This is a genomic window from Endozoicomonas sp. G2_1 (genome assembly GCF_017744155.1).
GTDB lineage: Bacteria > Pseudomonadota > Gammaproteobacteria > Enterobacterales > Alteromonadaceae > JAGHQT01.
Map to the genome: position 1 here is coordinate 16,815 of NZ_JAGHQT010000007.1, position 16,070 is coordinate 32,884.

Sequence of the window (16,070 nt, forward strand, 5' to 3'; positions counted from 1 at the left end):
GCAAAGAATGGTTGCCCCCTTGTTAAAATCAATAACGCCGCATAAATTATCTTTTAAACCAACCCTTTGGGCGCTTCACAGGAACTTACTCTCTGCGTTGCAGCTAATTGAAAGGGAGTGACCATTCCTGCTAGCTGCGCCTTGATATTAACTCCCTGTGATAGCGCTGAACTGCGTATCTTGAAGTAGTTTGGGTATATACAGATTGGTATTATCAATCTTCCCACTCTAACTGATCGATAATTTTCCTCGCTTCGGCAATAGTGCAATCTGTTTTGGCCATTAATTCGTTAACCGTAATGCCCGGCTTTTGCTTAGCAATCAGTAGCAAGTTCTCAGTGGTATTGCTTTTAACTTGCCCTGAAAGCTTTTCTGCCAGCCAATACCAGCTTTTTTCGTCATGGCTATGGATAAACTCAATAATGGCGAGTAGCTGTTGATGAGAGCCTTTGAGTTGCCAGTTACGCGAGCGCCCAATGCGGTTTAAATCACAGCCTACAGCACGTATTTCTGCTTTTAATGCATACGCTTTTAAGGTTCGACGCAAAAAAGACGGTAAGATGATTTCGATGGGTGCTGACATCACAGTAACGAAAAGTATAAATATAGATTGATTATATTGAATTCACAGGCATTAAAAAACCTGCACAAGGCAGGTTTTTTTGATTTGAACGTAAACTAAGTTGTTACCACTTTTTCTTCGGTTGGAACAACATATCTAGTTCGTCTTGCTCTTCTTCTGCTTTCTTGGCACGGTCTTGAGCGTTTGAATTTTTCAATGCGTTGGTGATTTCTTCCAACTTGTTTTCAATTTCTTCTTTTTTAGTCATGGTGTAATCTGAACGAACCGGATGACTACTAAGCGTTTGTAATGCTTTTTCGTAGTATTGACGCGCTGAGCCAACCATTTCTTTAGCGTACGCTTGGTTACCGCGTTTAACCATGCTCTCAATATTAATTTTGAGTTGCATCGCATCAAGTCTGCGATCTTCCGCCATAAATACTTGAGCATCAATAGCGCCTTTAGATTGCTCAGACTTGAGTATTGATCTCAATTTTTTAATACATTGCAAAATGGCTAATAAGTGCTGTTCATTGTCTGGCAAAGTAAAGCTGTCTTCACTGCCACTTTGCTTGTCAGCGAGTTCTTGGGCTGCTCTAGAGCGCTCTTCGTAGTCTTTAACGCGACCGTCAATACCTTTAGTGTCAGGCATCACCTGTTTAATAGCTTTTGCTGCATTCAAATTACGACGGTTAAGAATAGCGACTACGCTTGGGTTTTGTGGCAGGTTGGCAATGTTGACAAGTAACTCTTCGGTTTCATCAATAATTGCTTTGTGTTTAGCAACTTGGGCACGTTTTTCTTGTTCTACTTTTTCTTTGTGTTGTTGGACTGCGTTAACCACCACTACGATGATGATTAAGGCAACAATTAAACCAACGATAATTGCTATCATACGTGATTACTCAGTAATAAAGGGATCAAACTGCATCAGTCTACAAAAATTGTTTTATTAAGCATAGGGCTAAGTGACAAATTTACTAAATTTTAGTTGATTGTTATTGGTCTAACTAAGTATTAAAGGTTTAATTCTGAGAGTTGAGTCAAACAAAAGTGATGATAAATAAGCGCTGTTTAACTGCTTTGAGCGCGGTGTTTTAAATTTTTTACAAAAAGCTTAAAAATATAATGGAATAATCTTTTGTTTTTGTATATATTTTTTGCATAAGAGGAAATTAATTAATCAATTATGAAGCTGCAACAACTCCGTTATATCGTCGAAGTACTTAATAATAACCTAAACGTCTCTGCTACAGCAGAAAGCCTATATACCTCACAGCCAGGTATTAGTAAACAGGTGCGCATGTTAGAAGACGAATTGGGCATTCAAATTTTTGGCCGAAGCGGTAAACATTTGACCCATGTGACTTCTGCCGGTAACGAAGTGATTAATATCGCCACTGAAATTTTATCAAAAGTCGAAGCGATTAAAGCAGTTGCTCGTGAGCATACACAACCTGATGAGGGTAAGCTTCGCATTGCGACTACTCACACGCAAGCGCGCTACGCATTGCCTGAGATCATTCAGGGTTTTATGAAAAAGTACCCGAAAGTGTCTTTGCACATGTACCAAGGTACGCCATCACAAATTAGTGATGCAGCCGCCAAAGGCGAAGCCGACTTTGCCATTGCCACTGAGTCTTTGCACCTGTACAACGATTTAGTTATGTTGCCTTGCTATCACTGGAATCGCAGTATTGTTGTACGTCCAGACCACCCATTAGCAAACAAAAAAGATATTACCATTGAAGATGTCGCGAAATATTCGCTAGTGACTTATGTTTTTGGTTTCACTGGTCGTTCTGAATTAGATACTGCCTTTAATGAAGCAGGTCTTGAGCCTAAAATCGTCTTTACTGCGACCGATGCAGATGTTATCAAAACTTATGTTCGCATGGGCATTGGTATTGGCGTTGTAGCAACGATGGCAATTGATCCTGTTGCCGATAAAGACTTAGTTACCATAGATGCTAGCCATTTATTCGAGCCAAGTACCACGAAAATTGGCTTCCGTCGCGGTACCTTCTTGCGCGGTTACATGTTTGATTTTATTGAGCGCTTTGCGCCACACTTAAATCGTGACTTGGTCACCAAAGCGATTTTGTTGAAAAACAACGCTGAAATCGACAATTTGTTGAAGGATATTAATTTACCTACTCGTTAGGTCAGTCTTGGTGAGTCATTCACAAGAACTGAGTGGTTGAACGACAAATAAGCAATCAACAGCAAAAAGTCCGTTTAGCATGCTAAACGGACTTTTTGCTGTTCGGTATTTTAACTAGTTTTGTCTTTAAAACCATTAACATTCGATGATATTTACCGCTAGACCACCGCGCGATGTTTCTTTGTATTTGGTCTTCATATCGTTGCCAGTTTCCCACATGGTTTTTATGACCTTATCTAGCGATACTTTCTGCGTACCAGTACCGCGAAGGGCGAGTCGAGAAGCGTTGATCGCTTTTACTGCGCCCATTGCGTTACGCTCGATGCACGGCACTTGTACTAAACCACCTACTGGGTCACAAGTTAAGCCTAAGTTGTGCTCCATACCAATTTCAGCGGCATTTTCGACTTGAATTGGGCTACCACCCATAATTTCAGTCAGTGCACCGGCCGCCATTGAACAAGCAACACCAACTTCTGCTTGGCAGCCGCCTTCCGCGCCAGAAATAGTGGCGTTGGTTTTGTAGAGCACACCAATAGCTGCTGCGGTTAATAAGTAGCGAATACAGTCGTCATCGCTAACTGGTTTTATAAACTTGTCGTAGTAACACAATACCGCAGGGATGATACCTGCAGCACCATTGGTTGGCGCAGTGACAACACGACTACCGGCCGCGTTTTCTTCGTTGACCGCTAAGGCAAATAGATTAACCCAATCCATTGCGGTTAATGGATCATTATTGCTTTCAACACTCAGGGTGCGAAATAGTGCAGGTGCTCTGCGCGTTACTTTTAGGCCGCCAGGTAATATGCCTTCGGTGCGAATACCCCGTTGAACACTGTCGTACATCGCTTGCCAAATTTTTATCAAGCCGGCTCTAATTTCACTCTCATCATTAAGACACTTTTCGTTGTCCATCATAATGGTACTAATACTTAAGCCTTTTTCTGTCGCCAGTGAAATAAGCTCGTCTGCACTAGAGAATTTATGAGGTCTGACGATATTGGCGTGTAAAGAGAGCGCTTTGTCTTTTTCTTGTTCAAAGTCTTCGTCTTTGACAATGAAACCACCGCCAATTGAATAGTAGGTTTCCTCTAAAATTAATTGTTCGTCTTGATATGCGTATAGCGTCATGGCATTGGCGTGCGCGGGCAAGGTTTTACGGCGATGATAAATAATCGCGTCGTTTTTTGGAAACTGCACCTTGTGTTGGTGATTGAGCTCAATTTCTTGGCTAGTTGTTACTTGCTCAAGAATGCGGTCAATACTTTCTACTGCGATATCTTCAGGTGACTCGCCAGTTAAGCCCAAAATCACGGCTTTACCTGTGCCATGGCCAATGCCGGTTTGACCGAGAGAGCCAAAGAGCTCAGTTTTGACACGAGTGACTTTGTCGATTAGTTGTTGCTCTGCTAGGTGGTCGACAAATAATTTTGCCGCGCGCATGGGGCCTACGGTATGCGAACTGGATGGACCAATACCAATAGAAAACATATCAAATACACTAATCATGTCTAAACCTGTATATATTTTTGTTATAAAGTTATTTATAAAAATTTAGTTCGGTCATTGTACCGTAAAACACACATTAAGCAAAAGTCGTCTTAACGATTGATTTTGCCGCACAGTAGAAATCAGTATGGCAGTCAATCAATCATGTGTGAGTTTTCTATCACGTTTATGATAAGAGCAATGGAGCGATATTTGGTTGAGGCAGATTACTGTAGGTGAATTGCTAAGTCTCGCAAAATAGCTGCAGTAGCGCCCCAAATGTTGTGGTGTTGATAAGGGATAAACGTAATTGGGTAACGCCTATTTTTGTGTTGGGTGTAGATATTAACGTGGTTATCTAGGTTTAGAATGTGACTTAACGGTACTTGAAAGACTTCTGCCACTTCACTTGGATTGGGAGTTAAGTTGATATTGGCAGGCACTTTGGCAATTACAGGGTGAATGACAAAACCGGTAATGGTTTGATAAGGATGAAGGTAGCCAACAATTTCGGTGCACTCGGGCGCAAGGCTTATTTCTTCTTGCGCTTCTCGAAGAGCGGCAGCAACAAACGAGTCGTCGCCTTCGTCAATCTTGCCGCCGGGAAAGCTTATTTGACCGCCGTGGTGACGCAGATGAGTGGCGCGTTTAGTCAGAATAACACTGGCGCCGTCAGTATTTTCAACCACAGCGATAAGCACAGCAGATTGTTTTACCGAACCATTGAAACGAAATAAGTGACTCGATGGTGGCAAACGAGACAAGCTAAATCTGGTAATTAATTGTTCAATCTTCATATTACTATTTAAACACAATTTTTTGCTTAATAGTCAGTTAATTACAAGGGCGTGTTGTGTTCGCTAAGTACCGGCAGTATTTTTTTAACTTTGTCGAAGGTTTCTTGATATTCACTGTCAACTTGAGAGTCGGCTACTAAGCCGCCGCCAGCCCAGCAGTATATTTGCTGATTTTTACAAACCAAGGTTCTGATGGTAATGCTGGTGTCCATATTGCCACAAGCGGAAATATAGCCTATCGCGCCACAGTACAAATTGCGGCGGTGAGGTTCTAGCTGTTCAATTATTTCCATCGCGCGAATTTTTGGTGCACCCGTGATAGAGCCGCCCGGAAATGCCCCGCGCAGTAAATCGGCAGCGCTGTGTTCAGGCGAGAGTTGTCCTTCAACAGTACTGACCAAATGATGAACCGCAGGAAAACTCTCAATGGCAAACAGTTCTGGTACTTTTACCGTGCCCGGCAGGCATACTTTGCTGATATCGTTGCGCAATAAGTCAACAATCATCAGGTTTTCAGCGCGGTCTTTGCTGGCGTGTTTTAATTCATTCGCTTGCGCTTGGTCTTGGACAGGGTTTTGTGAACGGGGACGAGTGCCTTTGATTGGCTTAGTCTGAACTTTGATAACATCATCGACAATACCATTAGCGCTGTGTTCGACTTGTAAAAAGCGTTCAGGTGAAATACTCAAGACGCTGTGATCAGCAAAACGCATAAACGCCGAAAATGGTGCTTGGTTAGCCCGTCTTAATGCTAAGTAAGCGTCGAACTCATCTCCTTGGTATTGCGCTTGGAAACGCTGAGCAAGGTTAATCTGATAACAATCACCCGATAATAAGTAATCTTGCACTTGCGCAAACTTTTCTCGATAGGCCGACTCAGTCATATTGGCCTGCCACTGTGAGGTCAGTGAGAATTTTGTCTCAGCGTTACTTTGATACCTTTGCTGCTGCCAATCTTGAGCTTTAGGTTCTGATTCTGATTCGACCATTTGCTCAAACCAGTCGACTAATGTTGCAAGCTTGTCACTCTCCGCAATTAAGTAATAACAGCTTTGCTTGCGGTCAAAGAACAGTGCTTGGTGATAAAAACCAACCGCCATATCGGCTTGCTCAAGATCTTGTAATGCTTGCGTCGGTAACGTTTCAAATCGACGGCCGAGATCATAGGCAAAATAACCAACTGCACCACCTTTAAAGGGCAACTCTTTGTTGTTAAACCCCTGTTTTAGGTCGCTTTGCTGACAATGTTGCTGCGGGCTAAAAAGCTGTTGGTTAATGCTATCTACCAGGGCTAAAGGGTCTAGCGCTGAGCGGATTTCAGTTGGTGTTAGCTTATTATTCGTTGTTGATTGGGCTGTATGACAATGGATAACACTCTCTGATCCGGTTGTTGTTATCGTCACCAGTGGTTGCCATACCATGATGTCAAAACGACTATTGGGGTGATCGCTATCACATGAGTCGAGCCAGATAGCCCATGCTTGGTCAGCCAGCTTGGCAAAAACTTGCTCTGGCGCAACGGGTAAATGAATTGGGCTGCTGTCGGTAAGCCCTTCAACGTTGGGTAAATTAGCAATGAGATCAGCAATTGCTGCGTTGTCGGCCTCATTTTTACACGGCTTTTTCACCGAGGTGTTATCGATAGTCACAAATTTAATCGTTTTTAGTTATCTAACAGTCGCTTTTCGACTAAAGGCTATGGGATTGCGTTAAAAAGCTACTGGTCGCAGGGTTTTAAGCAAGGTATGATATCGGGAATTTTTTAACTTTCAACTAAAGCTTGGGGGCAAACGAGAGTTATGGCTATCATTAAACAGCAAGATTTTATCGAAAGCATTGCTGACGCACTTCAATATATTTCCTACTACCATCCATTAGATTTTGTTCAGGCATTAGAAAAAGCCTATCACAAAGAGCAAAGCCAAGCAGCGAAAGACGCTATTGCACAAATTTTGATTAACTCGCGCATGTCTGCTCATGGCAAACGTCCAATTTGTCAAGATACTGGCATCGTGACCTGTTTCGTTAAAGTGGGCATGGCAGTTCAGTGGGACTCTACTGATTTGACCGTGCAACAGATGGTTGACGAAGGTACTCGCCGTGCCTACTTAAATCCTGATAACCCATTACGCGCATCAATTGTTGCCGATCCGACAGGCGCTCGTAAAAACACTAAAGACAACACGCCAGCCGTTGTTCACATTGACTTAGTGCCGGGTGATGAAGTTGAGGTGATGATTGCAGCCAAAGGCGGCGGCAGTGAAAACAAAACTAAAATGGTGATGTTAAACCCAAGTGATTCAATTGCCGATTGGGTTGTCAAAACATTACCAACCATGGGCGCGGGTTGGTGTCCACCGGGCATGATCGGCATTGGTGTTGGCGGTACTGCTGAAAAAGCAGGTGTACTGGCTAAAGAAAGTTTAATGGACCCAGTTGATATTCAAGAGCTTATTGACCGAGGCCCACAAAATGCAGAAGAAGAGTTGCGTTTAGAAATTTACGAGCGTGTTAACAAGCTTGGTATTGGTGCGCAAGGTCTTGGCGGTTTAACTACAGTGGTTGATGTTAAAATTAACTCGGCGCCAACTCACGCGGCGTCTAAGCCAGTTGTAATGATTCCTAACTGTGCGGCTACTCGTCACGTTCACTTCCACCTTGATGGTTCAGGTCCGGCAGATTTAACGCCGCCTAAATTGGAAGAATGGCCAGATATTACTTGGGAAGTGGGTGAAAATGTCCGTCGCGTTAATGTTGACGATTTGAAAAAAGCAGACGTTAGCGAGTGGAAAACCGGTGAAACCGTATTGCTTTCAGGCAAAATTTTAACCGGCCGTGACGCTGCGCATAAACGTATGCAACAGTTAATAGAATCGGGCGAAGGTTTACCAGCTGGCGTTGATTTCAAAGACAAGTTTATCTACTACGTTGGTCCAGTTGATGCTGTTGGCGATGAAGCGGTTGGCCCGGCAGGACCGACAACGGCGACTCGTATGGATAAGTTTACCGACCTAATGCTGGCTGAAACTGGCATTATCGGGACAATTGGTAAAGCTGAACGCGGCCCAGCGACCGTTGAAAGCATTAAAAACCACAAGTCAGTTTATTTAATGGCTGTTGGCGGCGCGGCATATTTAGTGTCAAAAGCGGTTAAGAAAGCAAAAGTGGTCGCGTTTGAAGATTTAGGTATGGAAGCGATTTACGAATTTGAAGTAGAAGACATGCCTGTGACCGTTGCGGTTGACAGCTCAGGTGAGTCTGCTCACGTCACTGGCCCAGCAATTTGGCAAGCTAAAATTGAAGAGCTTGATGAAAAGCTAGGCGCATAGCAATAAGTGTTTAGCTCTAGGTACTTAGAAATAAAACCTTAGCTGACAACTTAGCGCTAATAAATTTAGCCAAAAAATCTAAAACGGTTATCTGATTTCAGGTAACCGTTTTATTTTGCTTAACATTTACCATCATCGGTGGTTTAATAACTGGTAATATTTACAGTGTTTGATGTGTAACCTTTGATAGAACTGTTCACAAACCTCAGCGCCGAGTGGTTGATATTATTGTCAGCGCTGTTCGCCATTATCGCGTTATTGGCAATCGTTATTTATTTGCTGATTGCCCAACGCCGTCAATATCTGCAAATGAATCAAACGAATCTTGAGCAAGCGGCGGAAAAGCAAGCTGAGCAAGATCAGTTTATTGATTTGCTCCAGCAAAGCTGGCAACAGCAAAATACTGAGCTTAACCACTCGATAGCACAGCAGTTTTCCGAGTTAAAACTGGGGCTGTTTAAGTTGCAGAGCGAGCAAAGTGGCCAACAGAGTCAGCAATTACAGCATAACCAGCAAGCGCTGGTCAGTCAGTTACATCAGCATCAGCAAAAATTCAGTGAGCAGCAAGCAAAAGCGCTTGATCAGTTAGTTGAACATTTAACACTCTCGACCAAACACAATCGCGAAGAACTGGCTAAATCACTGCAAACCAGCAGTGAACAAATGACTAAGCAAATTGAGCAGCTCGCGGATAAAGTTGACTTGCGCTTAAAAGAAATTTCAGGGCAGGTTGACAAGCGCTTGGCTGACGGCTTTGAAAAAACCACTAAAACCTTTAGTGATATTTTACAGCGCTTAGCATTGATTGACGATGCCCAGAAAAAAATCACTGAGCTTTCCAGTAACGTTGTTAGCTTGCAAGAAGTGCTAGCAGATAAGCGTTCTCGTGGTGCGTTTGGTGAAGTTCAGCTCAATAGCTTAATTCGCAATGTTCTGCCGGAGCAGCACTTTTCAATTCAGCACACCTTGTCTAACGGTAAAGTGGCAGACTGCGTATTGTTCTTACCTAAACCAACAGGCAATGTTGTAATTGACTCAAAATTTCCGCTTGAAAGTTATCGCATCATGACTGATGAACAGGCGGATACGGCACAGAGACTGGCAGCGCAAAAACAATTTAAGCAAGACATTAAAAAACACATTAACGACATCAGTACTAAGTACTTGATTGAACATGAAACTTCAGATGGCGCGATTATGTTTATTCCGGCAGAGTCGGTTTTTGCGGAAATTCATGGCCATCACAGCGACTTGGTTGACTACGCTAACCAAAAACGCGTTTGGCTGGCCTCACCAACAACGTTAATGGCGATTTTAACCACGGCAAGGTCGGTATTAAAGGATGAAGTTACCCGAAAACAAGTGCATATTATTCAGCAGCATTTAGCACACTTGTCAGCAGACTTTGGCCGTTTTCGCAGTCGATTCGACAATCTTTCCAAACGGCTTGAGCAAGCTAGTACTGACATCAAGCAGATTCACACATCGGCAGATAAAATTGCTGATCGCTTTGTAAAAATAGAGCAAGTAGAACTTGAAGACGAAATGACTGAAGCCATTGTCGCGCCGAAAAAAATCACTGAAGCTAGTAGTAAATAACTGAGACAATTGTTATTTTCACAAACTTACGTTAGCTTGACGAAAGCTCACTAAAACCTTACTGAGTGTAATAGAGATATTAAGATGTTTGCTGGTTTTAAAACAACATTAGTTACTGTGGCGTTGGCAATTGCCTTAGTCTTTGCACTCGTTTTTAGTCAGGAAATCTGGTCAAGCTGGCTTAACATAGAACGATACGCCTTGTTTGGTTTAACCGCAATTACCGTATTGTTTGCTGCTCAGTTCAATCACAGTCGCCTCGCTTGGCTTAGCATTTTTGTTTTAGCCTATGATCAATTAGATTGGCTTGCCTATCAGGCTGGCAGTCAAACTGTTTTAGTCTGGCTCAGCAGTCACAGAGTATTGCCGGTGCTACTGTTATCTGTGCTGGTAGCGATACTGTCGGTAATTAAAGATCGCGGTTTGCTCTCTATTCATACATTATCTAGGCTGGCTTTGTTTACTGGCGCTGGTTTTACTGCCTACGGTTGGCTAGAGCTTGACCAAGCACTGGCGCAGTATCATACCGAGTTCAGTTGGTTAGTTAAGTTAAAACCACACTTTTATCCAGAGTTACTGTTTGTGATGACGGGCTTGATTACTGTTATCGCTAGTTTACGGGTTAAAGCGCTCACGCAACCGGCCTTGTTGGTTACCTTAATGGCGCTTATCAGCCAATATTACGATTGGCTGCTATTGCCACAAGCATTAGTGACGTTACTATTACTCAGCTTTTATTTATTGACGGTGATTATTAGCTCGTACTTTCTTGCCTATCGCGACGAGTTAACTGGTCTGCCATCAAGGCGAGCATTACAACAACTATCGTTGTCGCTAGGACGTAAATACTGCGTTGCTATGATGGACATCGACCATTTTAAAAAGTTTAACGACACCTATGGTCACGACATTGGCGACCAGGTACTCAAGTTAGTTGCGAGTAAACTCAAGCGAGTGGGGCATGGCGGTAAAATTTTTCGCTATGGCGGAGAAGAATTTACCGTGGTATTTCCTAGAAAAAGCGCTGAACAGGCCGAATACGCCCTTGAACAACTACGAATCAGTATTGCCGATTACAAAATGGTCATTCGTCAGCCCCAGCGCCAAGGAAAAGACAAGCGTGGTAGCCGAAAAGGCAGCGTTGAAAAAACGGTCAGTGTCACTATTTCAATTGGTGTTGCTACTCGCGATAGTAAACAAAATTTTGAACAAGTGATGAAAGCCGCTGATCAAAAACTCTATCAAGCTAAGCGCAACGGTCGCAATAATGTCTGCTTGTAAATGACGCTATTGAAATGACGTCATGGCTAAAATTACATAGCCTATTTTTGAATTTTATTGTTGCGGTAATACGATTAAACAAGGTGATAACGTCGTGTTGTCAGAAATTTTTACTAGTTTTGCTTGTTGGCGTATTCTTTTTATCCTTCCTTTATAAAAAAAATTTTTATATCAGTAACTTGTTTGTTTTACTCGACTGCTATAGGAACTCTTGTTTCGACAATTTACGCGTAGTTAGCCAATTTTTTATTAGATAATGGACGGAATTTTTCATATAAATATTTTGTACAAATGTATTATAAAAATATGTTTTCTAACAAAAAAATTATTAATTAAACCTCCACCTTGCTTACAAAACATAAATGTATGAAGTTTATTTGTCCAATCGGGCAACAACTTATTGGTGTTTTTTGTGTCGAAAATCTTTACGAAATTAACGGTTTGTTTACATAGTAAACAGTTTTCTACTTTGTTATTATCTCGCTCGTTAATGTAATGCTCTATTAAATCGTTATGAAAAATAAAGAATTTTATTTTTTGGTAGCAAGTAGAGTCACGCAAGCTAATAAGTTTTTTAGCAAGACGTTAATTGTTTAAGGACTAATTTTTAACATTACCCTAAAAGATGTTTTTAGCCTAATTTAACCTTTTGGTTAGTTTCTTTTTAGTGTCATACAGCAGTAATATTTTTGATGTATTTTGCTCGCGACTAAAAAACCTAATACAAAATTATAATTGGAGAAAGGTAATGACCCCTGCAAAACCGTCCCCCACACGGATTCCTTGCAAAAAAACACTTATTAGTAGTGTTTTATCAACCCTTTTAATTTCAGGTAGTGCATTTGCAAATACTATTTGGCAAGAAGACTTTAACGCTGCTGAGTTGGACCGACAAGGTGCAACAGGTGTTGGTCGTATTGATGGTCAAGTGCTTCCTGCTGATATCGATACAGATGGTGTGACCCGTTGGTCTATCGATATTTCTAGTGCTGAATTATCGGCATCAAGTGATTGGTTTAGAGTACAAAACGGTGTATTTGAAGCTCGTGATGTCGATGGCCCAGCAGTCTGGACCAGTGAAGTTATTGATATCAGTAATGTCAACAATGTTGATGTAACGCTAGTAGCGTCAGAGCAAGGTACTCACGAAAGCAGTGGTTCAGGCTTTGACTTTTTTGATTTTGCCTATTCAATTGACAACCAACCTTTTGTTACTGTGACCAATGTTGAAGGGCTAGGTGATGCTAGCCACAGCTTGGTTGGTGATTTCACTCAAGCGACTATTCGACAGTCTTTGTCTGAAGGTAGCAGCCTAGTTTTGCGTGTTACTATGCAAAATGGCGCAGCTTCTGAGTTCTTAAGATTAGATAACGTTGTTGTTGCAGAGGGAGATGGTTCTAGCTCTGGCAATAATGGTTCTGATGGCGATAGTGGCTCAGGTTCAAGCGGCGGTGATACTGGCAGTGGTGGTTCAGATAACGGTGGTGATTCTGGTTCAGGCACTAGTAATGGCGACACTATTTCTAATGCTTGTTTAAACTGTGCCGACCTCACTAAAATAGCTGATCAAGCTCAGTTTGTTGATAGTACTTACTATGCTTCGGCATTAACTGCTGTTCAGTCTGGCGATAGTGCTGACAACGTTCGTTTTGCGATTAACAACATTATTAGTCAAGGCCATCAGCAACTTACGTACTCTCAAGTATGGACTGCGTTAACCCAAACGGATGAAGACCCTGCAGATACTAGCAAAGTTGTCCTTATCTACAAAGGTAACTCAATTGCTAAAACCTCAAATGGTAGTGCAGAACAAGCCTCTAATCCAGACAACTGGAACCGTGAACACGTATGGGCAAGCAGTCATGGTTTCTCTAATCGTTCAGCGTTAGCCTTTACCGATATTCATCACTTGCGTCCTTCAGATATCTCAGTTAACGGCGCTCGCGGTAACTTAGACTTTGACGAGAGCGATAATGCTTTAGCAGAAGCTCCTGCAAACAGTATCGATAGCGATTCATTTGAACCTCGTGATGCGGTTAAAGGTGATGTTGCTCGTATGATGTTCTATATGGACGTTCGTTACGCTGGCAACGACAGCATTACACCGGATCTAGTTTTAGTTGACCAATTAACGTCTTCTGGTGAACCTCGCTTAGGTAAGCTTTGTACTTTACTTGCTTGGCATCAAGCTGATCCAGTAGATGACTTTGAACGTCGTCGCAACAATCGCGCTTATGAGTTCCAAGGCAACCGTAACCCGTTTGTTGATCACCCTGAGTGGGTAGATACCGTGTTCACGCAAAATTGTAGCGACTCAGGTAATACCGGTGGTGGCGATTCAGGAAATGGCGGTGACAACGGCGGCGATAATGGCGCTGGTAACGGCGGAGACAATGGTTCAGGTAATGGCTCAAGCCAAGGTGAGCTGTTTTTTTCTGAATATGTTGAAGGTAGCGGTAGCAACAAAGCTGTTGAAATTTTCAACCCAACTGATCGTACAATCGCCTTAAGTGATTACCAGTTCAAGCTCTATTCGAACGGTAATACTAATGCAACATCAAGTTACCAATTCACAGGTGATATTGCACCGAAGGGCACCGTAGTACTAGTTACTAGTAGCTCACGTGCGAGTGATGAATTAAAAGCTAAAGCAGACCAGTTTTCTGGTGCAGTTAACTTTAATGGCGATGATTACATTGAGCTAACAAAAGGCGACACTATTGTTGATGGCGTTGGTGTCTACGGTAACAGACCTAACTGGGGCGCTAATGTTACTTTCGTTAGAAAGCCAACCATTGCGCAAGGTGATAACGACCGCACTGATGCGTTTGATGCTGCTGTTGAGTGGAATCGTCAGTCAAGTGATGATTTTAGCTTTTTAGGTGCTCACGAATTTACGGGCCCAGTGACAACTCCGCCGCCAAGTTTAATTGGTGAATGTGCTGATTCAGCAACCTTAATTAGTGCTATCCAAGGCAATGGCGATACGTCACCATTAGCAGGTGAGAATCACGTGATTGAGGGTGTTGTCACATCAGTTGTGCCGAGCTTATCAGGTTTCTTCATTCAAGAAGAAGCGGCTGATCAAGACAATGACAGCCAAACCTCTGAAGCCATCTTTGTTTTCTTGAACGGTCAATCAATGCCACAAGTCGGACAACAAGTTCGCGCTATTGGTGATGTTAGCGAGCGTTTTAACCGCACACAATTTGCCTTAAATGAAGCAGTTAAAGCATGTGGTAATGGCGAGATTATCAGTGCAGTTGATGTTAATTTACCGGTTGCGAGCTTAGCTGATTTAGAAGCGGTTGAAGGTATGTTGGTTAACTTACCACAAACTCTATCTGTAGCTGACAACTTTAACTTGGCGCGTTTTGGTCAAGTGACGTTATCAAATGGACGTTTGTATAACCCAACCAGCGTTTATGCTCCAGGCAGTTCACGTGCTATCGCATTAGCAGACCGCAATGCGCGTAACAAAATCGTATTGGACGATCAAAACAATCAGCAAAACCCTGAAAATATTCCGTTTCCTACGGGTGGTTTGTCATACAATAATACGCTTCGTTTAGGCGACCAAGTTGACAACTTGACAGGTGTTGTTGATTTCAGTTTTGGCGATTATCGTATTTTGCCTACGTCAACGCCAGTATTTACTAGCGCTAACCCAAGAACAGCAGCGCCAGAGAGTGTTGCCGGTGGTAACTTGAAAGTTGCTAGCTTTAACGTACTTAACTACTTCAATGGTGACGGCAATGGCGCTGGCTTCCCAACCCCTCGTGGTGCTGATAGCCAGGTTGAGTTTGATCGTCAAAGTACCAAAATTGTTAATGCAATCGCAGCGATTGATGCTGATGTTGTTGGTTTAATGGAAATTGAAAACGACGGTTTTGGTGCAAGTTCTGCAATAGCTGATTTAGTTAATCGCTTAAATACGCAGATGGGTGACAATACTTACGCCTTTGTTAATAGTGACACCGTATTAGGTGGTGATGCTATCTCTGTAGGTATGATTTATAAACCAGCAGTTGTTGAATTAGTGGGTGACTCTGCAACATTAACTAGCGTGCCATTTGACTTTGGTAACCGTCCGCCATTGGCACAAAGCTTTAAGCTATTGGCAAATGATGAAGAGCTAACAGTTGTTGTTAACCACTTTAGAGCTAAGCGCTGTTCATCAAGCTCAACTGGTGACAATGTCGATCAGGGTGATGGTCAAGGTTGTAACAACGCGACTCGCACTGCAGCAGCGAACGCAACACTAGCGTGGTTAGCAACTAACCCTGTTGGCAGTAACGACAGCGACGTATTGTTAGTTGGTGATATGAATGCTTATGCGCAAGAAGATCCAATTCAAGCATTTATTGGCAATGGTTATCAAAACCTTATCGCTAAATATGCAGGACGCACTGCTTATAGTTTTTCGTTTGGCGGTGAAGTTGGCTATTTGGATCACGCTCTTGCCAGCGAATCGCTAAGTACTCAAGTGTTAGGTGCAAGCGTTTGGAATATCAATGCAGATGAGCCTCGTGCTTTCGATTACAACGTTGAATTTAAGTCAGACTCTCAACTAGTTAACTATTACGGCGATGATGCTTACCGAGCGTCAGATCACGATCCTGTAGTTGTCACTATTGATTTAGCTTCAGCAGAAGAAACAGTGCGCGGCGATTTTGATAATGACAAAGATGTTGACCGCGATGATATTCGAGCATTTTCTCGAGCGCTTCGTGCAGGCCAGTTAACTGATTTAATTCACGATTACAACGGTGATGGTGTTATTAACCGCCGAGATAGCCGTGCGTTAAGACAATTGTGTACACGTAGCCGCTGTGCAACTAAATAAT

The 16,070-nt window shown here is 42.6% G+C and carries 10 protein-coding genes; 5 read left to right on the forward strand and 5 right to left on the reverse strand.

Annotated elements, in window-relative coordinates; translation table 11 throughout:
- Positions 1 to 214 precede the first annotated feature (214 nt).
- Positions 215 to 583, reverse strand: coding sequence for a ribosome recycling factor family protein (locus tag J7384_RS10080; protein ID WP_209113627.1), 369 nt, complete (start codon positions 581 to 583; stop codon positions 215 to 217).
- Between the two features lie 103 nt (positions 584 to 686).
- The gene (locus J7384_RS10085) at positions 687 to 1,457 is read right to left on the reverse strand and encodes a hypothetical protein (RefSeq protein WP_209113629.1); all 771 of its coding nucleotides are present in this window, start codon (positions 1,455 to 1,457) and stop codon (positions 687 to 689) included.
- A gap of 294 nt (positions 1,458 to 1,751) precedes the next feature.
- On the opposite strand from J7384_RS10085, the gene cysB reads away from it, so the two are divergent.
- Complete coding sequence (gene cysB / locus J7384_RS10090) at positions 1,752 to 2,726, forward strand: HTH-type transcriptional regulator CysB (RefSeq protein WP_209113631.1); 975 nt, start codon at positions 1,752 to 1,754, stop codon at positions 2,724 to 2,726.
- A 135-nt stretch (positions 2,727 to 2,861) separates the two neighbouring features.
- On the opposite strand, the gene J7384_RS10095 is transcribed toward cysB, so the two are convergent.
- The 3 genes from J7384_RS10095 to pabB form a co-directional block, all read right to left on the reverse strand.
- Positions 2,862 to 4,238 carry an L-serine ammonia-lyase gene (locus tag J7384_RS10095; protein ID WP_209113633.1) on the reverse strand — a complete coding sequence of 459 codons (1,377 nt, stop codon included), beginning with the start codon at positions 4,236 to 4,238 and terminating at the stop codon, positions 2,862 to 2,864.
- A gap of 206 nt (positions 4,239 to 4,444) precedes the next feature.
- Positions 4,445 to 5,014, reverse strand: coding sequence for a CoA pyrophosphatase (locus J7384_RS10100; RefSeq protein WP_209113635.1), 570 nt, complete (start codon positions 5,012 to 5,014; stop codon positions 4,445 to 4,447).
- 41 nt (positions 5,015 to 5,055) lie between these two features.
- Positions 5,056 to 6,663, reverse strand: a complete 1,608-nt coding sequence (gene pabB, locus J7384_RS10105) for an aminodeoxychorismate synthase component I (protein WP_209113637.1) — start codon at positions 6,661 to 6,663, stop codon at positions 5,056 to 5,058.
- 150 nt (positions 6,664 to 6,813) lie between these two features.
- Between pabB and J7384_RS10110 the strand changes: the two genes are divergently transcribed.
- The 4 genes from J7384_RS10110 to J7384_RS10125 all read left to right on the forward strand — a co-directional run bounded on the left by J7384_RS10110 (position 6,814) and on the right by J7384_RS10125 (position 16,069).
- Entirely contained in the window at positions 6,814 to 8,343 is a 1,530-nt protein-coding gene (locus J7384_RS10110) for a fumarate hydratase (RefSeq protein ID WP_209113639.1), read from the forward strand.
- Between the two features lie 183 nt (positions 8,344 to 8,526).
- Positions 8,527 to 9,942, forward strand: coding sequence for a DNA recombination protein RmuC (locus J7384_RS10115; protein ID WP_247741736.1), 1,416 nt, complete (start codon positions 8,527 to 8,529; stop codon positions 9,940 to 9,942).
- A gap of 84 nt (positions 9,943 to 10,026) precedes the next feature.
- Positions 10,027 to 11,223 (forward strand): GGDEF domain-containing protein, encoded by a 1,197-nt coding sequence (locus J7384_RS10120; protein WP_209113641.1) that lies wholly within the window; start codon positions 10,027 to 10,029, stop codon positions 11,221 to 11,223.
- A 748-nt stretch (positions 11,224 to 11,971) separates the two neighbouring features.
- On the forward strand, positions 11,972 to 16,069 hold the full coding sequence (locus J7384_RS10125) for an ExeM/NucH family extracellular endonuclease (RefSeq protein ID WP_209113643.1): 4,098 nt from the start codon (positions 11,972 to 11,974) through the stop codon (positions 16,067 to 16,069).
- Position 16,070: the final 1 nt, after the last annotated feature.

Coding starts and splice junctions, on each gene's coding strand:
- J7384_RS10080 (WP_209113627.1), bottom strand. CDS start 583: ATGTCAGCACCCATCGAAATCATCTTACCGTCTTTTTTGCGTCGAACC.
- J7384_RS10085 (WP_209113629.1), bottom strand. CDS start 1,457: ATGATAGCAATTATCGTTGGTTTAATTGTTGCCTTAATCATCATCGTA.
- cysB (WP_209113631.1), top strand. CDS start 1,752: ATGAAGCTGCAACAACTCCGTTATATCGTCGAAGTACTTAATAATAAC.
- J7384_RS10095 (WP_209113633.1), bottom strand. CDS start 4,238: ATGATTAGTGTATTTGATATGTTTTCTATTGGTATTGGTCCATCCAGT.
- J7384_RS10100 (WP_209113635.1), bottom strand. CDS start 5,014: ATGAAGATTGAACAATTAATTACCAGATTTAGCTTGTCTCGTTTGCCA.
- J7384_RS10110 (WP_209113639.1), top strand. CDS start 6,814: ATGGCTATCATTAAACAGCAAGATTTTATCGAAAGCATTGCTGACGCA.
- J7384_RS10120 (WP_209113641.1), top strand. CDS start 10,027: ATGTTTGCTGGTTTTAAAACAACATTAGTTACTGTGGCGTTGGCAATT.
- J7384_RS10125 (WP_209113643.1), top strand. CDS start 11,972: ATGACCCCTGCAAAACCGTCCCCCACACGGATTCCTTGCAAAAAAACA.